The following is a 19,645-nucleotide window of genomic DNA, read 5'->3' as shown; positions in this document are numbered from 1 at the left end:
ACGCCCGCTTCATTCATAAAGCTATTTCGGCCCGATTTGGTTCACTCGTAGCCGTTCGGATTCTTGGATTGCCAATGCCACATATCCTGGCACATTTCGCGCAGGTTCTTCTCTGCCGACCAGCCCAGGAAATCCCGTGCGAAACTCGGGTCAGCGTAGCATTCCGCAACGTCGCCCGGACGGCGTGGTGCAATCTCGTATTTGATCTCGCGGTTCGAGACATGTTCGAATGCTTTGACCACATCCAGAACACTATAGCCCTGCCCTGTACCCAAATTCACTGAGAAACACTGCGGCTCGTCGAGCTTCTTGAGTGCCTTCAGATGGCCTGCAGCCAAGTCTACCACATGGATATAGTCGCGAACTCCAGTGCCGTCGGGCGTCGGATAGTCATTACCCCAGACATTCAGCTTTTCGCGACGACCGGTGGCGACCTGCGCGATGATCGGCATCAGATTGTTCGGAATGCCCTTTGGATCTTCGCCGATCAGGCCGCTCTCATGCGCGCCGACCGGGTTGAAGTAACGCAGGATGGCAATCTTCCAGCTATTGTCGCCATTGTAGATATCACGAAGCATATCCTCGATGATCAACTTGGTACGGCCATAGGGGTTCGTTGCCGATAGCGGCTGATCCTCGGTGATCGGCAGTTTTTGCGGATCGCCGTAAACTGTGGCCGATGAGCTGAAAACCAAAGTCTTCACGCCCGTAGCTTCCATCGCCTGCAGCAGACGGAGCGTACCCACCACATTGCAATCATAATAGAGCATCGGCTTTTCGCTCGATTCTCCAACTGCTTTCAGACCTGCAAAATGAATGACGGCGGTGCATTTGTGATGCCTGATCACCTGTTCCAGAAAGGCACGATCTCGAATATCACCTGCTTCACGGCGCGGCGTGCGCCCTGTAATCTGTTCGATGCGATGCAGGGCTTCCGGGTGGCTGTTGTCAAAATTGTCGACCACAACGACGTCGTGGCCTGCTTCCAAGAGCTGAACGCAAGTATGTGAGCCGATATAGCCAGCGCCGCCAGTCACAAGAATTGTCATCGTTTATGTATCCGCTTGTTGAACATACCGCCCCGATATGCGATCCCCGGCTGACTATGCAAAATCAGTAACAGACTTCAAGCCATCCGGCGCGATTCTCTCGAATTGACAGCCACGGATTAGCCAAGTTTGATGGAGCAAAGATGAAGCCATCCCGCAATATTGATCGCCTTCTGGAAATTATGGCAGCGCTTCGCGATCCGAAAACCGGCTGCCCGTGGGATGTGGAACAGAGTTTCGAATCCATCATGCCTTATACGCTTGAGGAAACCTATGAAGTCCTTGATGCCATAGAGCGCAACGATATGGACGATCTGCGCGAGGAGCTTGGCGATCTGCTGTTGCAGGTGGTGTTCCATTCGCGCATGGCCGAAGAACAAGGCAGTTTTGCATTCGGTGATGTTGTCGAAGCCATCACGCACAAGATGATACGACGTCATCCTCACGTCTTTGGCGATGCTGAAGCCAGAAGTGCAGGCATGGCCAAGGGTTCGTGGAATCGCATCAAGGCCGAAGAAAAGGCCGAACGAGCCGAGCGACGCTCAAAACTCGGGCTGGAAACAACCGAGAAGAATGGCTTTCTGGACGATATTCCACAGGCCTTCCCCGCTCTGCTTCGTGCGCTGAAACTCCAGCAAAAAGCCGCAAAGGTCGGCTTCGATTGGTCGGAAGCTGTACCTATCCTCGACAAGATCGCTGAGGAAACTGCAGAGCTGAAGGAAGCCATGGCGGCGAAGGAACGCGCGGATATCGAAGAGGAATATGGCGACCTGCTGTTTGCCATGGTCAATCTCGGTCGCCATCTTGAGATCGATGCAGAAACTGCACTCATCGCTGCCAATGAGAAGTTCAGGCGGCGTTTCCATTTCATCGAAAAGACGCTCGTTGAAACCGGAAGCGATCTCGATGCCGCGACCCTTGATGAAATGGAAGCAATCTGGGGTGAAGCCAAGAAAAAAGGCCTCTAATGATGCCTATTTCTCGTCTTCCCATTTCGGGCGGAACATCTGGTAGACACTTTCCGTTGTGGCAAAATCCATATAACCGAGCCTGCTGACCGGTCTGGCTTTCGCAATATCGATGAGACCGTCGGTCAGAACCTGTTCATCGATATGCACGCCGACGACTTCGCCAATCACCATGTAATTGTCGGTCGGCCTGCCCTCCTTGTCCTGCAGTCGCTTGATTTCCACCGCAACACATTCAAGAGCGGCATAGGCTTCCTTGACACGCGGCGCTGCGATAAGCCTGCTTGGCGCTCTGGTGAGCCCGGCATATTCAAACTCACTGATCCCGCGAGGTGCGTTGACGGATGACGTATTCATCTGGGTTCTCAAATGATCGCTCACCAGATTTGCGGTGAACTCGCCGGTTTCCTCGATGAACGAAACGCTGTCCTTCGCACCGCTCGATGAAAACATGACCATAGGTGGCGTATCGCAGATCGCGTTGAAGAATGAATAGGGCGCGAGGTTAACAGCGCCCTCCTTCGACTGCGCCCCGATCCAGCCTATGGGGCGTGGTGCAACAATTGCCTTGAACGGATTATGGGGCAGCGAATGCCCCTCCCTCGGTTCGTAAAACATATTTTTATCCGTTGATTAGCAAGTCTTGTTGAAGTCGGTTCTAAGCTTGCGTCCATGGCCCGGAATAATCAGTTACGATCTTGTCCATATCGGCTCTCGGACGTTCCGGCATCTTGTTTGCTGCCGTTCCGATATGAACGAATCCGGCGACACGTTCATTGGGCGCCAGCCCCAGAAAAGCGCGGGCGGGAGCGTCGTCGGCATACCAGTTGGTAATCCAGTTGCTGGCATATCCAAGCGCGTTGGCAGCCGTGCAAAGGTTCATTGCGACAGCTCCAGCGGAAAGGAATTGTTCCCATTCCGGAATTCGTTCGTGCGCGACGGGCGATGACACCACGCCGACAACAAGGGGCGCGCGTGAAAAGCGTGTCAACTCTTTTTCCTTCCGCCCTTCAGGCATCGGACCTTCAATTTCTTCGGCACGATGGGCCAGATACTCGCCGACTTTGAGGCGCGCATCGCCACGGTACAGGATAAAACGCCAGGGCGTCAGGCGTCCGTGATCAGGCACGCGTGCTGCAACTTTCAGCAAGGCTGCAAGTTCCTCGCCCTCTGGCGCTGGCTCGGAAATCGCCGAAATCGGGGTGGAACTGCGCTGCGCCAGAAAATCAAACACTGGGTGGGCCACGGATAACCTCGTTATTAAAATGCTGCTTATATTGCTCCACTTATTCGGAGCTGCCTCTTCTCGCCCGTTGCATCTGAACTGTAAAGTCAAAATTCAGGAATGAATTAAATGCTGGAAGTTGGAAAAATGCGAGCACGGGAAGCGATTTGGCCTTGAATTCGCCACCCGCATAGGCTCAAAAATACAGCATGTCGGATTGCTTGAACCTGTTTTATCCAAAGAGAAAAATCGCCCTGCACGGCGGATCGTTTGTAACAGCGGTTTTGCTTGCCGTCAGTGCAGTGCCATCGGTGGCTCAGGGCCTTGATCCGCAGACAAATATTCCGCAATTGCAGACCACCACGACCGGCCTGCCCGATCTGCCGCAGCCGACGCTCAATCTCCCGACACTGAACACTTACGCCTCTCCGTCCAGCCCCGAGAACAATCCGCTTGTCCAGACGCATGAACTCGATCTCAAGGCGCGATTGAGTGAAAATGGCGGTGACATTCCGACAGGTCTCGTATGGCGCGTATTCTCGCCCGATGTCGGAGCTGACGGTCAGTTGCCGCTGATCGCAAGCGCGCAAGGCGGCAGTGCTGTTTTCAATCTGCCCGAAGGCAGCTATCTGGTGCATGTGGCCTATGGGCGTGCAGGCGCCACCAAGCGGATTACCGTCGGCAATGCGACCCGTCATGAAATAATGATGCTCGACGCAGGTGGAATGAAGCTCAGTGCGATTCTGCCGGACGGCGGCAAGATCAATGACGATCTCCTGCGTTTCTCCATCTATGCCGACGAAGACAATAACGACCGTTCGCTGATTGTACCTGACGTCAAGCCGAACACAGTCATTCGCCTCAACAGCGGCACCTATCATGTTGTTTCGAACTATGGCACGGCAAACGCCACCATTCGGGCCGATATTCGTGTGGAAGCGGGAAAGCTGACCGAAGCCACCGTGCAGCATCGCGCCGCGGAAGTGACGTTGAAGCTGGTGCGCGAGCGCGGTGGCGAAGCGCTTGCTGATACCTCGTGGTCTATCCTGAATGCTTCCGGCGACGTGGTTCGCGAAAGTGCGGGCGCTTATTCGTCGATGGTACTTATCGAAGGCGATTATGTCGCCGTCGCCAAGAACAAGGACCGAATCTATCAGCGGGACTTCAAGGTTTCGTCCGGCAAAAATGAGGAGGTCGAAGTCGTCGCCAATGGCGAGTCCGAATCCGTCGTAGACAGCATGGATTGAACTTAAGCTATCTGCAAAAGCAAAAGGCCGCGCAATGCGCGGCCTCAGACTGCTGACAAACCTCCGGCAGGGTCAAAATGACCTCAGATTCACGGAACGTCCCAGATTCAGAACGTGAACAAATCGGAATCAAAACCCCTCGTTTTTGACTGCTTCCAAAAATCGAGGGGTTTGTAATCAATCTGAGGCCGCGCAATGCGCGGCCTTTTTATTGTCAGCCACCATTCTTGAGGCGGAGCAGATCGGGTGGTGTCGCCTCTTCCACCAGCCGCGCGATGGCTTCATCGAGCGTCATGGATTCCTGATCCCGCGAACCGAGACGGCGCATATTGACCGTGTTTTCTTCCGCCTCGCGCTTGCCGCAGACGAGGATCACCGGAACTTTCTGCAAGGAATGTTCGCGAACCTTGTAGTTGATCTTCTCGTTGCGCAGATCGGTCGCAACCTGCAGTCCGGCGGCTTTCAGCTTGGCTGCAGCCTGCGCTGCATATTCGTCGGCATCCGAGGTGATCGTGGCAACGACGACCTGCACCGGGGCAAACCACAACGGCATGTGACCGGCAAAGTTTTCGATCAGGATACCAAGGAAGCGTTCCATCGAGCCGCAGATCGCGCGGTGGATCATGACCGGCTGGCGCTTTTCCGAATCCTTGTCGATATAGAAGGCGCCAAAGCGTTCCGGCAGGTTGAAGTCCACCTGCGTGGTGCCGCACTGCCATTCACGCCCAATGGCGTCCCTCAGCGTATACTCAAATTTCGGACCGTAGAACGCACCCTCGCCCGGCAGAATGCCGGTCTTGATGTTGTTCGACTGCTGTTGAATCTTTTCCAGCACCGACATCATCACGCTTTCGGCGCGATCCCAGAGATCATCCGAACCGACGCGCTTTTCAGGACGAGTCGAGAGCTTGATGGTGATCTCTTCAAAACCGAAATCCTTATAGACCGACAGGATCAAGTCGTTGATGCGCAGGCATTCGGCCGCCATCTGCTCTTCGGTGCAGAAAATGTGCGCATCGTCCTGCGTAAAGCCGCGTACGCGCATCAGGCCATGCAACGCGCCCGAAGGCTCGTAGCGGTGCACATTGCCGAATTCCGCAAGCTTGATCGGCAGGTCGCGATAGGACTTGAGGCCGTGCTTGAAGATCATCACATGGCCGGGGCAGTTCATCGGCTTCAACGCAAAGACGCGATCGTCGTCGGTTTCTTCACCGGCGACGGTCACCTTGAACATGTTGTCGCGATACCAGCCCCAGTGGCCCGAGGTTTCCCAGAGCGACTTGTCGAGCACCTGCGGCGCGTTCACTTCCTGATAGCCGTGGCTGTCGAGGCGGCGACGCATATAGCTCACCAGATTCTGGAACATCTTCCAGCCCTTGGCGTGCCAGAACACAACGCCCGGCCCTTCTTCCTGAAAATGGAACAGGTCCATTTCGCGGCCAAGACGGCGATGATCGCGCTTTTCGGCTTCTTCAAGCATATGGAGATAGGCCTGAAGATCGTTATCATTCGCGAAAGCGGTGCCATAGATGCGAGTCAGCATCGGATTGTTGGCATCGCCGCGCCAGTAGGCACCGGCAACCTTCATCAGCTTGAAGGAATTGCCGATCTGGCCGGTTGAAGCCATGTGCGGCCCGCGGCAGAGATCGAACCAGTCACCCTGATAATAAATCTTAAGGTCCTGCCCGGCGGGAATGGCATCCACCAGCTCGACCTTGTAGTTCTCGCCCTTGTCGCCAAAAACCTGCTTGGCCTTTTCACGCGACCAGACTTCCTTGGTGAAAGGCTTGTTGCGCTGGATGATCTCGCGCATCTTCTTCTCGATCACCGGCAGATCGTCGGGCGTGAACGGTTCATTGCGCGCGAAGTCGTAGTAGAAGCCGTTCTCGATGACGGGACCAATGGTGACCTGCGTGCCCGGAAAAAGCTCCTGCACAGCTTCGGCCAGAACGTGCGCTGTATCGTGACGGATGAGTTCAAGCGCGCGCGGATCTTCGCGTGTCAGAATCTCAATCTTGCCGGAAGCGCCGAGAGGATCGGAAAGATCGCGCACGGTGCCATCGACGGCATAGGCCACAGCTTTTTTGGCAAGAGATTTGGAAATCGATTCCGCAAGGCCTGCGCCGGTCATCGACGCATCGTATTCACGCACAGAGCCATCGGGAAATTGCATGGAAACGGTATTCGACATTCTAATCATCCTTATCCAGTCCCGCCAACGATTGCGGGTGGGTTCATGCGTATGAAAATGAAGGTTGGGTTCTAGTCTTTTTTGCCCAGCCAGTAAAGCGCAACAGACTGACAGCGTCAGCTCGCGCCTGTTGACGGGAAAATGATAGAATCAGTTCCGGATCGGAAGGCAGTCGATCTTCTGCTGCTTCAGCTGAGCACATGCCTTTTCGGCGGACGCCGAATCCTTGAAACCCGAGAAACGCGCGCGATAGACCTTGCGGCGCTTTTCGGCAGGAGAAATTTCGGCCTTCAAACCCGGCGCGACCTTGTCGACCGCCGGACGATACTTGGCTAGCAGCTCCTTCGCACCGGCAAGCGTCGGCGGCGCGCCAAGCTGGATCGTCCAGGCCGACGCACTCGCGGTCGAAGCAATCAGGAAACCGCCGTCGCCCTGCTCAATGCGGGAATCATCGATCAGGTCGGCGACTGCATCTACCTTCGGCTGAGCGGCGGCAACGTGCTTTGCGACCTGCTGCGGCTTGGCCATAGCAACCAGCTGTCCCTTGGCCTCAGCGCTTTCGGTGCCAAAGCGTGTCAGCAACTTGGCCATCTGGTCGTCGCGCTGCCGCGCCGATCCAGCACCCAGAACGACGCCGACAAGATGCTTGTTGTTGATGATAGCAGACGAAACGAGGTTATAGCCGGATACATCCGTATAACCGGTCTTGATGCCGTCCACACCCTGATAGCGATACATCAGATTGTTGTGGCCGTTGCGAACACGGTCGCGGAAAGTGAAGGAGCGCTGTGAAAACAGCTCATATTGTTCCGGGAAGTCGCGGCGCAGTGACATGCCAAGCACGGCCATGTCGCGCGCCGTGGTCAGCTGGGTTGACTTCGCCGTCAGTCCCGACGGATTGACGAAGAAAGTGCTCTTCATGCCGATCTGGCGCGCACGCTGCGTCATCAATCGGCCAAAAGCCGCTTCCGATCCGGCGATATATTCTCCCATCACCGTTGCGGCATCGTTGGCCGATACGATAATCATGGCATTGACGGCATCGCGGACTGTGATCGTTTCACCCGGCTTCAGCCAGAGCTTCATGCGAACCTTTGCAGCGGCGTTTTTCGACACAGGCATTGCATCGTCCCAATGCAATGTGCCGGTCTTGAGACCTTCAAATGCAAGGTAGAGCGTCATCATCTTGGCCAGCGAGGCTGGCGCGCGCTGCACATTGGCATCGTCCTGCCCGAGGATTCGCCCGCTATCGGCATCGAAAACAACCCATGACGTGTTTGCCATCGCCGCAGACGTACAAAGCACACTCGCACCGAGTGCCAAGGATGCAATGAGACGCGAAAGGCGGGACGATGAAATCAGCATAACAGCTCACAGGAATAAGGACGCCGGGGGGACATGCAGGCAAATTGCGGCCCGAAAAAGACCACAGCACTGCCTTAAATTCCAATTCTCAATGAAACGTTGATATCGTTAATGATTTATAATCAGCTAAATAAAAAACCGTCAGAATTCACAGCTGCGTTCACTACGTTAGAGCGCCGTGCAACGCCAATACCGCCAGGGCAGATACCATTTTAGATCGCTGGAGAGTGTGCGAGGTACCGGATCGAAACCGTGGGTTCCGAACGGTCCGCAACGCATCACGCGAAAAAGCCCCATCCAGCCGCCGCTCCAAAGGCCATGGCGGGCAATCGCTTCATAGGCATATTCGGAACAGGTCGGCAGATGGCGGCAGGAATTGCCGATGAGCGATGACAGCGTGATCTGATAGAGCCGCACGAACGAAGTGCCGATCAGCCTGCCCGGCGTCTTGCGCCACGGATCGGTAAAATTCCGGCTATAGCGCTTTCGCCCACCCTCGCTCGTGTGATTCTTATCGCAGACACACATCAGGCAGCTTTGGCCTTTTCCTCGATCTGTCGGATGCAATCGACAACCGCGTCGAAAGTAAGCAATGTGGAGGCGTGGCGGGCTTTGTATTCGCGAACAGGCTCGAAATATTTCAGGTCGGCAAAACGTCCTTCCGGCGCCGGGCCTTCTTCCTTGAGCATTTTGTACATCTCATCGCGAACCGCTTTCAGCTCTTCCGCTGAAGCACCGATGATATTGCGCGCCATCACGGAGGAAGAAGCCTGCCCAAGCGCACAGGCTTTCACCTCATGCGCGAAATCCGTCACGATACCGTCAGCCATTTTCAGATAGACGGTAACGGTCGACCCGCACAGCTTGGAGTGCACCTTGGCAACTGCATCGGGTTCAGGAAGACGCCCCAGGCGCTCCATGTTTCCAGCGAATTCCAGAATACGTTTGTTATAAATATCATCGATCATGGAGGCGAACCTTCCGCTCTGCCGGAGAAAAACAAAATTTTGTCGCGCGGCTGCGGTTTGAAGTTGCAATTTATTGTCTATATAATAGGCAGGTAGCGTCTGCGCCATGGGTAACATTAGCACAGACCCGGGGGCAGTCGCACGAAAACCTGTCCGGTGGCCTCAAGCACCGGATCAATACATCGCCCGCTCGCAAAGCGCATCGTTGTATTGTCCGTTTAACTCGTCTCCTCCTTGAAGGAGACTACTGGAGAATACTGATGGACGCTCGTATCCTCAAAGAAGATGATGAATCCGGCCTGCCCAACAAGCAGGCAGATGTAACTCTTTTGCATGGCAAGCCGACGCAAGCCGATGCAGAAGCCGCTGTACGCACGCTGTTGCTCTGGGCCGGAGACGACCCGGAGCGTGAAGGGCTTCTGGAAACGCCGAAGCGCGTCGCCAAGGCCTATAAGGAACTGTTCGCAGGTTATACGGAAAGCCCGGAAGAAGTCCTCGGCACGGTGTTCGAGGAAGTCGGCGGCTATAACGATCTTGTCCTCGTGAAGGATATTTCGTTCCATTCGCATTGCGAGCATCATATGGTACCGATCATTGGCAAGGCGCACGTCGCCTATCTGCCTGATCACAAAGTGGTTGGCCTTTCCAAGATTGCACGCGTCGTGGATATTTTTGCGCGTCGCCTGCAAACGCAGGAAAGTATCACCGCGCAAATCGCCGATAGCATCCAGCGTATTCTGAACCCCCGCGGCGTTGCCGTCATGATTGAGGCCGAACATATGTGCATGGCCATGCGCGGGATCCGCAAGCAGGGTTCGACGACCATCACCACCACGTTTACCGGCGAAATGCAGGTGAATGCGGAGGAACAGGTTCGCTTCATGACCCTGACTCGCAGATAAGCAGCAGACAATGAGCTTCTTTCCCGCCCAGCCTTCTGACAAGAAGGCCATTGAAGAAGGCGCGGCATTCATGCCGCGTTTCGATGCATCGGGGCTCATTACAGCAGTCGTTACCGATGTGCGTGACGGCGAATTGCTGATGGTTGCCCATATGAACGAGGAAGCGCTGCGCCTCACCCTGGAAACGGGAATTGCGCATTACTGGTCCCGCTCGCGGGGCACGCTTTGGAAGAAGGGCGAGACGTCGGGCAATCTGCAAAGCGTGGTCGAGTTGCGGACGGACTGCGATCAGGATGCGCTTTGGCTCAAAGTACGTGTCGCTGGTGATGGACCAACTTGCCATACGGGCCGCCGTTCCTGTTTTTATCGGCAGGTTCTCTCCGAAAATGGCGATATATTGCTGGCCATTGAAGGCACCTGCGATCACGAGCATTAACCTTGGTCAAAAGGATGTGATGGCGCGAATAAGAGTCGCGCCATCAATTCGCAGCATTTATTCTTTGGATACTATGTTTCGCTAATCTGAAGCGGTTCCTGTCGGATGGAATTGTCGGAATCGCTTTAGCTATTTGTTCTACGCATTTCCTGACGCAAGCCGCTTTAGTCTTTTGCCGGGAATGCTCCAAATCGAGACGAAGAGGTGTCCATCGTGATGCTTGCATGGGGGCAGAGGCGCAAGACTACGAATATCGACCTTGCACCGCCGGCAGAAGAAATCGTCGAAAAGCCTGAAATGAAGCGTGAGCCGCGCCGGATTGCCTTGGCGCTGGGCGGTGGAGCTGCGCGCGGTTGGGCGCATATCGGCGTTCTGCGCGCACTGGACGAAGCCAATATCGATATCGAGATGATTGCCGGGACATCTATCGGCGCGCTCGTGGGCGGCTGTTATCTGGCCGGAAAGCTCGATGAACTGGAAGAGTTCGCGCGCAGCCTCACTCGGCGGCGCATGTTCAATCTTCTCGATATCACATTTCGCGGCAGCGGACTGTTCGGCGGCATGAAGCTCGACGGACGTCTGCGTGAACATCTCGACGGGCTGCGCATCGAGGAGTTGGACCGCCCCTTTGTTGCCATCTGCACCGAATTGCGCACCGGTCACGAAATCTGGCTGTCCTCCGGTCCTCTGGTGGAAGCCATGCGCGCCTCCTATGCCCTGCCCGGTGTTTTCGAGCCTGTGCGCTGGCAGGAGCGTGTTCTGGTCGATGGAGCGCTCGTCAATCCCGTCCCCGTATCCGTGTGCCGTGCTTATGAGCAACGCCTGGTTCTGGCCGTGAACCTGCATTACGACCAGTATGGTCGCGCTGCCGTCATCAAACATGCGCAAACACGCCAGGAGGGGCTTGCTGACGCCATTCATGGAGAGAAGGAAGCGCGCCTTGGTATTACCGGGGTGATGATGGAGGCCTTCAACATCATCCAGGACCGCATCTCGCGTGCCCGAATGGCTGGCGATCCGCCAGATGTCACGCTGATGCCGATTGTGGGACAGATCGGGCTTGCCGACTTCCATCGCGCATCCGAGGCAATCGATGCCGGTTATGCGGAAACATTGAAGCGCCTTGAGGATATCCGACGTCTACAAGGCATTGCGGGCTGAATTTTTCAAGTTTTGAGACGAATCCGAATGAAACGGATTCGCCGGATTCGTGCTTTGATGCCCTTTGCAGCCCTCCGTTCCGTCACCACGCTCTCGTTCGATGACGTTTTTCGGAAAAATTTCCAACTTATGGAAGTCTTTGAAAAAGCCCTGAAAATCGGGGTTTCGACTGTGTCTTCGATGATTGAACATCAGCTTTTTCACATTCTTTTCCAAAAAGATTGCCGGAAGATGCAGATGGGGCTTGTGCACCCCAAAGTGATTTGCTAAATGCCCACTCGCCGACGGAGTTCGGCTCCTACCACGGGCGGTCGTGGCGGAATTGGTAGACGCGCAGCGTTGAGGTCGCTGTGGGGCAACCCGTGGAAGTTCGAGTCTTCTCGACCGCACCATCTTCTCTTAAGAACATACAAAAATACTTTCCCCGCAAGGGGTTAAAGTTGTTTCTTGATTAGAGATATTCACTTCTCATCGATACATGAAAAACAAAAACGCGCCCTTCGATGAAGAGCGCGTTGATAGAATGACTGTCCTTTCAATCAGCTTTTGCCGATTTCCGACAGGATCGTGTCGCTGTGCTCTCCAAGCTTCGGCGAACGCTTGTCGAGCTTTAGTTCGGCATCGGAGAAGCGAATAGGTGTCCGCAGGCCGGGAACCCCTTGAGGGGCGATTTTCATCGCCCTCGCCGCAAACTGCGGGTCTGCGAACACATCGGCAACCGTGTTGATCGGACCGGCAGGCACGCCGATTCTGGCAAGCTCAGCCAGAAGATTGTCGCGCTTCCACGCACGAGTCTTTTCTTCCAAAAGTGCCGTGAGAGCCGCCCGGTTAGCCACACGCGCCGAGTTGCTGACGAAACGCTCATCAGCGGCAATGTCGTCAATGCCAAGCAAGGCCGTCAATTTTCCGAACTGTCCGTCATTGCCGCAGGCGATGATGAAATAGCCATCGGAAACAGGCAGCGTCTGATAGGGCGCGATGTTCGGATGCGCATTTCCCATACGCTTCGGCGAAACACCTGATGCCAGATAGTTCATGGCTTGATTGGCCAGCACCGCCGACATGCAGTCGAACAGAGCCATATCGATATGCTGGCCGATGCCGGTGCGCGCGCGCATGATGAGCGCCGACTGGATCGCGATCACGCTGTAAAGCCCGGTGAAAATGTCGGCAAAGGCCACGCCGATCTTCTGCGGCTCACCGTCAGGCTCGCCGGTGAGATCCATGATGCCGCCCATGCCCTGGATCATGAAATCATAGCCTGCGCGCTCGGCATAAGGGCCGGTATGGCCGAAACCGGTGATCGAGCAATAGATCAGGCGCGGGTTGATGGCTTTCAGGCTCTCATAGTCGAGGCCATATTTGTCGAGCCCGCCCAGCTTGAAGTTCTCGATGACCACATCGGCCTCGGCCACCAGCCGGCGCACCAGTTCCCTGCCCTCTTCTGTGCGGAAATCCGCCGTAATCGAGCGCTTGCCGCGATTGCAGGCGTGGAAATAGGCAGCCGACTGTTCGCCCTCCACATCGATGAAGGGCGGGCCCCATTTGCGCGTATCGTCGCCCTCAGGGCTTTCCACCTTGATGACATCGGCACCGAGGTCCGATAGCGTCTGTCCTACCCATGGCCCGGCAAGAATGCGCGCCAGTTCTACCACCTTGAGACCATCAAGCGGCGTGTTCTGCATTTTCAGCAATCCCATGTAAAAATATAAGAGCCCGCCCGCGAACTGCGAACGGGCCCGAATCGAAGGCTTGGCGATATAGCGATCAGAAGAAAGCCTGAATGCCGGTCTGAGCGCGGCCCAGGATCAGCGCATGAACGTCATGCGTGCCCTCATAGGTGTTCACCGTTTCCAGATTCTGCGCGTGGCGCATGACGTGGTATTCGATCTGGATACCATTGCCGCCGTGCATATCGCGCGCCTGACGGGCAATATCGAGCGCCTTGCCGCAATTGTTGCGCTTGACGATGGAAATCATCTCCGGCGCCATCTTGCCTGCATCGAACAGGCGGCCAACGCGCAAGCTTGCCTGAAGGCCGAGAGCGATTTCGGTCTGCATGTCGGCAAGCTTCTTCTGGTAAAGCTGCGTGCCGGCCAGCGGCTTGTTGAACTGCTTGCGGTCAAGACCGTACTGGCGGGCGCGGAACCAGCAATCTTCCGCCGCACCCAGCACGCCCCAGGAAATGCCGTAGCGGGCGCGATTGAGGCAGCCGAACGGACCCTTGAGACCGGAGACATTCGGCAGAAGTGCATCTTCCGAAACCTCGACGCCATCCATGACGATTTCGCCGGTGATCGATGCGCGCAGCGAAAGCTTGCCGCCGATCTTCGGTGCCGAAAGGCCCTTCATGCCCTTTTCGAGTACGAAGCCGCGAATGGCGTTGTCGTGCGCGGCGGACTTCGCCCAGACGACGAACACATCGGCGATTGGCGAGTTTGAAATCCACATCTTGGAGCCGCTGAGGCGATAGCCGCCGTCGATCTTTTCTGCGCGGGTCTTCATGCCTGCCGGATCGGAGCCAGCATCCGGCTCGGTCAGGCCAAAGCAGCCGATCAGTTCGCCGGAAACAAGGCCCGGAAGGTATTTCTTGCGCTGCTCGTCGGAGCCATAGGCATAGATCGGATACATCACGAGCGAGGATTGCACGCTCATCATCGAGCGATAGCCGGAATCGACGCGCTCTACCTCACGTGCCACCAGACCGTAGGAAACATAGCCCGCATTGGCCGCGCCATATTCTTCCGGAAGCGTCACGCCCAGGAGACCGGCCTGCCCCATCAGGCGGAACAATTCCGGATCGGTGGTCTCATCCAGATAAGCCTTTTCAACGCGGGGCAGCAGAACGTCCGTTGCGAATGCCTTGGCCGAGTCGCGGATCATGCGTTCGTCTTCAGTCAGCTGGTCATCCAGCAGAAACGGGTCTTCCCAGCTAAAAGCCGCACGTGACATCAGTGTATTCTCCTCAATGAAAATTTGCAGGAAATATGAACCGTGCCGGAGTTCGGCGCAATCGACGTTTACTCATTGATCTATTCCGTTTAGTAATGGATCATGACTTCGATATCGCGACGCTTGCTTCCCTCCACCAGTGCGCTTGCCGCCTTCGATGCGGTTGCGCGGCATGAAAGCTTTTCGGCGGCGGCTGAGGAACTGTCGCTGACGCAAGGTGCTGTGAGCCGACAGATTGCAACGCTGGAAGAACAGCTCGGGACAGCATTGTTCGACCGCACCAGCCGCCATGTGGTTCTATCCGATGCCGGGCGCGCCTATCTGAAGGCGGTAAGCCCGGCGCTGGCGTCGATCCGCGCCGCTTCGCTGCAAGTCATGTCGCAGATGCGAGGCACCACACTCAATCTCGCTTTTCTGCCGACGTTCGGGACACGCTGGCTGATACCGCGCATACCGCGCTTCGTGGCGAAATATCCCGATATCATCCTCAATTTCGCAACCCGTATCGGGCAGTTCGATTTTGATCGCGAAGGGCTGGATGCGGCGATCCATATCGGAAAGCCGGACTGGCCCAATGCCGACAGCGTCTTCCTGATGGATGAAACGGTGGCGCCGGTATGCAGCCCCGCTTTTCTCCAGCGAAATCCGGTTCAGGCTCCGACCGATCTTCTGCCGCTGCCCCTGTTCAACATGGCTTCACGCCCCGGCGCATGGGATCACTGGTTCAAAAGCCTCGACATGGCTGCACCAGTTTCTCCGGGCATGCGCTTCGAGCAGTTTTCCAATGTCTCGCAGGCCTGCATTGCCGGTCTCGGTGTCGCCCTGATGCCGCTATTCCTCATTCGTGCCGAGATTGAAAACGGCCAACTTGTCGTTGCCTGTCCGTATACGGTCAAAAGCCCGAGCAGCTATTATTTCGTAACGCCAAAGGCGCGTTCGAGCACTCCGGCGGTATCGGCTTTTCGGGACTGGCTGCTGGCAGAAATCAAAAGCGAGCGCTCAGGCGATTGATCGACTTGCAATCTCGTATGAATGCAGGCGCTTCCTGTGATCGTGGATCATGCCGGTCAGCATCAGTTCATCGGCTCCGGTGCTCTCCGCAAAGGCCTTGATGCCCTTCGCCACAGTTTCCGGCCCGCCGACCACGCGGCATGACAGCATCTGGCGGACGAGTGCCTGCGCTGGCGGATCAAGCCGCTCCATATAGCCTTCGACGGGCGCGGGCAGCTTGCCGGGGCGACCGCTGCGTAAGTTTACGAAAGCCTGTAGCTGCGACGTGAAAAGATAGTTCGCCTCTTCGTCCGTATCCGCTGCAATTACATTGAGGCCCAGCATCACATATGGCTTCTGCATATATTCCGATGGCTCGAACCGCTCGCGATAAAGCGCGATGGCGCGTTCCATTTCCGCAGGCGCAAAGTGCGAGGCGAATGCGTAAGGCAGGCCAAGCATGGCGGCAAGCTGCGCACCGAACAGGCTGGAACCGAGAATCCAGACGGGCACGTTCAACCCCTCGCCCGGCACTGCGCGCACGCGCTGGCCGGGTTCGGCAGGTTTGAAATAGTTGAGCAACTCGACCACATCCTGCGGAAAGGCATTGGCATCGCTGTCGAGATTGCGGCGCAGCGCGTGGGCGGTGATCTGGTCGGTGCCGGGCGCGCGCCCCAATCCAAGATCGATACGCCCCGGAAACAGGGAAGCGAGCGTGCCGAATTGTTCGGCAATGACCAGAGGAGCGTGATTGGGCAGCATGACGCCGCCAGCGCCGACACGAATGGTCGAGGTTCCGTTGGCGACGTAGCCGATAACCACGGATGTCGCGGCACTGGCGATGCCCGGCATATTGTGGTGTTCGGCAAGCCAGTAACGGTGAAAGCCAAGCCGTTCGGCATGTTGCGCAAGTTCCAGCGTATTGTGCAGCGATTGTGCTGCATCGCTGCCTTCGGGAACGGGCGAAAGATCAAGAACGGATAAGGGTATCATACTGGCTCATATGGGTTGGAACGCGGCGTTTGCAACGCCGGAAATATAAAGGGCGACCTATTTCTAGGCCGCCCTTTATTATTGGTTCAACGCAAGTTTCAGTGATGTTGCGTCGAAACCGGTCCGGTCGGTTCGCCGCCCTCTTCGTGCGGCGCCACGAATTCACCCTCCACATCCTTTTTCGCGATGAAGGTGTAGAACATCGGCACCACGAACAGGGTGAAGATCGTACCGATCACGATACCGGTGAAGATCACCAGACCCATCGAGTAGCGGGCGGCGGCACCCGCACCCGTCGCGATGATGAGCGGCACAACGCCAAGCGCCATGGCGGCAGTGGTCATCAGGATCGGACGCAGGCGGGTTTCAGCCGCGACGATGATCGCGTCCCGGCGGGAAAGACCATGCAGACGGCGTTGCTGATTGGCGAATTCCACCATCAGAATGCCGTGCTTGGTAATCAGCCCGACAAGGGTGATGAGACCGACCTGCGTATAGATGTTGAGCGTACCGAGACCGATATTCAGCGGCACGATGGCGCCGAAGATCGACAGCGGAACAGACATCATGATGATGAACGGATCGCGGAAGCTTTCAAACTGCGCCGCCAGCACGAGATAGATCACGATGACGGCGAGGCCGAAGGCGATCAGAATCGTGTTGCCCTGCTCCACTTCCAGACGCGACTGGCCGGAATAATCCAGGAAAAAGCCTTCCGGCATCTTGGATTTGGCCAGATCGACCAGCGTTTGCAGGCCCTGCCCGGTTGTAACGCCTGGCAGCGGCAATGCCGAAATCGTTGCCGAGTTCAACTGGTTGAACTGTTCGATTGCAGCAGGCGATGCATTCTGGTTGATCGTGATGACCGAAGACAACGGGATCATCGAGCCGGACACGCTGCGCACATAGAAATCGCCGAGCTTTTCCGGGTTCGAACGATAGCTATCTGGCACCTGCGTGATGATGTCATAGCTGTTCGAATCACGGTCGAATTTCGCGATAGATGCGCCGCCGGTCAGAAGACCAAGTGTCGAACCGATATCGCTGATCTGCACGCCCAGTGTCGCCGCGCGGTCACGGTCGATTGTGATCGTGATTTGCGGTGCATTGAACGAGAGCGAGTTCTGCACGATGATGTACTGGCCGGAAGCCTGTGCCTCGTTCTTGATTTCTTCAGCAAGCGCGAAGACCTGATCGGCCGGGCCGGTCGACTGCAGCGCAATCGAGATCGGCAGACCGCCGCCCGTTCCCGGCAGGGATGGAGGCGCGAAGATGAAAGCTTCGACGCCTGCGACCTTGGAGATACGTGCGGTCAGGTCTTCCTGAATCTGCTTCTGCGAACGGCTACGCTCGTTCCAGTCCTTCAGAACCCACAGCGCGATACCCGAGGTCGTACCGCCGTCCATGCCGACGATCTGGAAGCGGGTCTTCAGTTCCGGAAGATCCTTGGTCAGTTCGTCGATCTGTTCGGCATAGAGATTGGTATAGGCCGAGGTAGCATATTGCGGAGCCTGGAACATCGAGAACAGCGCGCCGGAATCTTCTTCCGGTGCCAGTTCGCTCGACGTGTTCATGAACAGGAAACCTGTCAGTCCCATCAACGCTATAACGATCATCAGCGTGATGCCGCGATAGTTGAGCGAGTTGGAAACGCGGCGGTGATACCACTTCTCGAAGCGCGAGAAGGTCCGGTCGATGAACTTCTGGAATCGCGTCTGGTCGCCATGCTTGAGCATGCGCGCGCACATCATCGGCGAAACCGTCAAGGCGGCAACGCCTGAGATGATAACGGCACCGGCCAGCGTGAACGCGAACTCGCGGAACAGTGCACCCGTCAGACCGCCTGTGAAGCCCAGCGGTGCGAACACCGCCGCCAGCGTGATCGTCATGGCGATGATCGAGCCGGTGATTTCCTTCATGCCCTTGAACGCGGCATCCATGGGCCGAAGGCCCTCTTCGATATGCCGGTGTATGTTCTCCAGAACCACGATGGCGTCATCGACCACAAGACCGATGGCGAGAACCATTGCAAGGAGCGACAGCAGATTGATCGAGAAGCCGAGCGCATAAAGGAAGAAGCATACGCCGATCAGCGAGATCGGGATCGTGACAATCGGAATCAGTACCGACCGGAACGAACCGAGGAAGACGATGATAACCAGAATGACGATAGCCACGGCTTCGCCGATGGTCGTGAAGACTTCCTTGATCGAAGAGCTGATCTGCTCGGTCGCGTCATAGACGAGAACAAGCGACATGCCTTCCGGCAGCGACGCCTGGATAGACGGCAGCTCCTTGCGAACGGCAGCCGCCATGTCGATGGGGTTTGCCGCCGGTGTCGGGAAGACGCCAAGGAACGTACCGGCCGAACCATTGAACGAAACGATGGTGTCCGTGCTTTTCGCCGCCAGTTCCACCCGCGCCACGTCACGCAGACGAACGACATCGTCACCCGAAGCCTTGATCGGCATGGCGCCGAAGGCTTCCGGGGTCTGCAAAGTTGACTTCAGCGTGATCGAAGACGCGACATATTCGTTCTTCGTCGTGCCGGGCGCCGACAGGAAGTTGGAGGCTTTGATTGCCGCCAGAACTTCCGGCGCCGTGATCTGGCGGGCCGCAAGCTGGATCGGGTCGAGCCAGACGCGCATCGAATAGACCTGACCGCCGAGAATTTCAGCCTTCGCAACGCCCTGAATGGTGGACATGCGCGGCTGGATAACGCGCTCCAGATATTCGGTGATCTGTTCGCTCGTCATGTTCGGGTTCTGCGCTGCCAGATACATGGTAGCGAAGTTCTGGCCCGTTCCCTTGACGATGACCGGGTCGTCGGATTCGTCCGGCAGGTCGCCGCGAACCTGATTGACCTTGGCGATCACTTCCGTCAGCGCCGCATCAGGATTTGCGCCGAGCTTCATCTGCACGGTCACGGTGCTCGACGACGGACGGCTCGAAGAGGTCACATAGTCGATGTTTTCAGTGGTTGCGACCGCTTCGGCGATCGGTGCGGTGATGAAGCCCTGAATGAGATCGGCACTCGCACCGGCATAGTTCGTCGTGACCGTGATGACGGTTTCGTCGACCTTCGGATATTCGCGCACCGTCAGCTGCGCAATACCCTGAAGGCCCAATAGAATGATCATGAGGGCGACCACCGTGGCAAGCACGGGGCGCCGGATGAAAATATCGGAAAAGCTCATC

The 19,645-nt window shown here is 56.5% G+C and carries 18 protein-coding genes and 1 tRNA gene; 8 read left to right on the top strand and 11 right to left on the bottom strand.

Translation table 11 applies throughout. The features are described from left to right. Window positions 1–41: 41 nt before the first annotated feature. Window positions 42–1,049, bottom strand: a complete 1,008-nt coding sequence (galE, locus tag JNC70_RS10550) for a UDP-glucose 4-epimerase GalE (protein WP_104756257.1) — start codon at window positions 1,047–1,049, stop codon at window positions 42–44. A gap of 143 nt (window positions 1,050–1,192) precedes the next feature. On the opposite strand from galE, the gene mazG reads away from it, so the two are divergent. After that, the gene (gene mazG, locus JNC70_RS10545) at window positions 1,193–2,017 is read left to right on the top strand and encodes a nucleoside triphosphate pyrophosphohydrolase (protein WP_104756256.1); all 825 of its coding nucleotides are present in this window, start codon (window positions 1,193–1,195) and stop codon (window positions 2,015–2,017) included. Between the two features lie 6 nt (window positions 2,018–2,023). Here the strand turns inward: mazG and JNC70_RS10540 are convergent, their stop codons facing one another. Both JNC70_RS10540 and JNC70_RS10535 read right to left on the bottom strand, forming a co-directional pair. Continuing rightward, window positions 2,024–2,635, bottom strand: a complete 612-nt coding sequence (locus tag JNC70_RS10540) for a flavin reductase family protein (protein ID WP_104756255.1) — start codon at window positions 2,633–2,635, stop codon at window positions 2,024–2,026. Window positions 2,636–2,675: 40 nt separating this feature from the next. Next, window positions 2,676–3,263, bottom strand: a complete 588-nt coding sequence (locus tag JNC70_RS10535; protein ID WP_104756254.1) for a nitroreductase family protein — start codon at window positions 3,261–3,263, stop codon at window positions 2,676–2,678. 188 nt (window positions 3,264–3,451) lie between these two features. On the opposite strand from JNC70_RS10535, the gene JNC70_RS10530 reads away from it, so the two are divergent. Next, window positions 3,452–4,489 (top strand): RgsD C-terminal domain-containing protein, encoded by a 1,038-nt coding sequence (locus JNC70_RS10530; RefSeq protein ID WP_104756253.1) that lies wholly within the window; start codon window positions 3,452–3,454, stop codon window positions 4,487–4,489. A gap of 214 nt (window positions 4,490–4,703) precedes the next feature. On the opposite strand, the gene thrS is transcribed toward JNC70_RS10530, so the two are convergent. The 4 genes from thrS to JNC70_RS10510 all read right to left on the bottom strand — a co-directional run bounded on the left by thrS (window position 4,704) and on the right by JNC70_RS10510 (window position 9,013). After that, complete coding sequence (gene thrS / locus JNC70_RS10525) at window positions 4,704–6,680, bottom strand: threonine--tRNA ligase (RefSeq protein ID WP_104756252.1); 1,977 nt, start codon at window positions 6,678–6,680, stop codon at window positions 4,704–4,706. 150 nt (window positions 6,681–6,830) lie between these two features. Next, on the bottom strand, window positions 6,831–8,045 hold the full coding sequence (locus JNC70_RS10520) for a D-alanyl-D-alanine carboxypeptidase (protein WP_104756251.1): 1,215 nt from the start codon (window positions 8,043–8,045) through the stop codon (window positions 6,831–6,833). Window positions 8,046–8,213: 168 nt separating this feature from the next. Continuing rightward, window positions 8,214–8,573, bottom strand: a complete 360-nt coding sequence (gene yidD, locus JNC70_RS10515; protein WP_104756250.1) for a membrane protein insertion efficiency factor YidD — start codon at window positions 8,571–8,573, stop codon at window positions 8,214–8,216. Beyond that, window positions 8,573–9,013 carry an iron-sulfur cluster assembly scaffold protein gene (locus JNC70_RS10510; protein WP_104756249.1) on the bottom strand — a complete coding sequence of 147 codons (441 nt, stop codon included), beginning with the start codon at window positions 9,011–9,013 and terminating at the stop codon, window positions 8,573–8,575. Before JNC70_RS10510 ends, yidD begins: the two co-directional genes overlap by 1 nt. Before the next feature lie 260 nt (window positions 9,014–9,273). Between JNC70_RS10510 and folE the strand changes: the two genes are divergently transcribed. The 5 genes from folE (at window position 9,274) to JNC70_RS10485 (ending at window position 11,904) form a co-directional block, all read left to right on the top strand. Further along, window positions 9,274–9,915, top strand: coding sequence for a GTP cyclohydrolase I FolE (folE, locus tag JNC70_RS10505; protein WP_104756248.1), 642 nt, complete (start codon window positions 9,274–9,276; stop codon window positions 9,913–9,915). Between the two features lie 10 nt (window positions 9,916–9,925). Then, window positions 9,926–10,351, top strand: a complete 426-nt coding sequence (hisI, locus tag JNC70_RS10500) for a phosphoribosyl-AMP cyclohydrolase (protein WP_104756247.1) — start codon at window positions 9,926–9,928, stop codon at window positions 10,349–10,351. 216 nt (window positions 10,352–10,567) lie between these two features. Next, window positions 10,568–11,512: a patatin-like phospholipase family protein gene (locus JNC70_RS10495; protein ID WP_249127026.1), complete on the top strand. Its 945-nt coding sequence runs from the start codon at window positions 10,568–10,570 to the stop codon at window positions 11,510–11,512. Window positions 11,513–11,539: 27 nt separating this feature from the next. Continuing rightward, window positions 11,540–11,782 carry a hypothetical protein gene (locus JNC70_RS10490; protein ID WP_245414775.1) on the top strand — a complete coding sequence of 81 codons (243 nt, stop codon included), beginning with the start codon at window positions 11,540–11,542 and terminating at the stop codon, window positions 11,780–11,782. A 37-nt stretch (window positions 11,783–11,819) separates the two neighbouring features. Beyond that, window positions 11,820–11,904 (top strand) — tRNA-Leu (locus JNC70_RS10485). 147 nt (window positions 11,905–12,051) lie between these two features. On the opposite strand, the gene JNC70_RS10480 is transcribed toward JNC70_RS10485, so the two are convergent. Together JNC70_RS10480 and JNC70_RS10475 are read right to left on the bottom strand one after the other, a co-directional pair. Beyond that, a complete protein-coding gene (locus JNC70_RS10480; protein ID WP_104756416.1) occupies window positions 12,052–13,197 on the bottom strand; it encodes a CaiB/BaiF CoA transferase family protein in 1,146 nt (381 codons plus the stop codon). Between the two features lie 82 nt (window positions 13,198–13,279). Then, window positions 13,280–14,464: an acyl-CoA dehydrogenase gene (locus tag JNC70_RS10475; protein WP_167394070.1), complete on the bottom strand. Its 1,185-nt coding sequence runs from the start codon at window positions 14,462–14,464 to the stop codon at window positions 13,280–13,282. A 102-nt stretch (window positions 14,465–14,566) separates the two neighbouring features. Here JNC70_RS10475 and JNC70_RS10470 point away from each other — a divergent pair, with 102 nt between their 5' ends. Further along, complete coding sequence (locus JNC70_RS10470) at window positions 14,567–15,475, top strand: LysR family transcriptional regulator (protein ID WP_104756245.1); 909 nt, start codon at window positions 14,567–14,569, stop codon at window positions 15,473–15,475. On the opposite strand, the gene JNC70_RS10465 is transcribed toward JNC70_RS10470, so the two are convergent. Beyond that, window positions 15,464–16,447, bottom strand: coding sequence for an LLM class flavin-dependent oxidoreductase (locus tag JNC70_RS10465; RefSeq protein ID WP_104756244.1), 984 nt, complete (start codon window positions 16,445–16,447; stop codon window positions 15,464–15,466). The genes JNC70_RS10470 and JNC70_RS10465 overlap by 12 nt on opposite strands. 98 nt (window positions 16,448–16,545) lie before the next feature. After that, window positions 16,546–19,644 carry an efflux RND transporter permease subunit gene (locus JNC70_RS10460; protein WP_104756243.1) on the bottom strand — a complete coding sequence of 1,033 codons (3,099 nt, stop codon included), beginning with the start codon at window positions 19,642–19,644 and terminating at the stop codon, window positions 16,546–16,548. Window position 19,645: the final 1 nt, after the last annotated feature.

It is taken from the genome of Brucella oryzae (assembly GCF_041929965.1).
In the GTDB taxonomy this organism is placed as follows: Bacteria; Pseudomonadota; Alphaproteobacteria; order Rhizobiales; family Rhizobiaceae; genus Brucella; species Brucella oryzae.
Note: the sequence above shows the minus strand (reverse complement) of the source record. Positions and strands in the feature narration are given on the sequence as shown.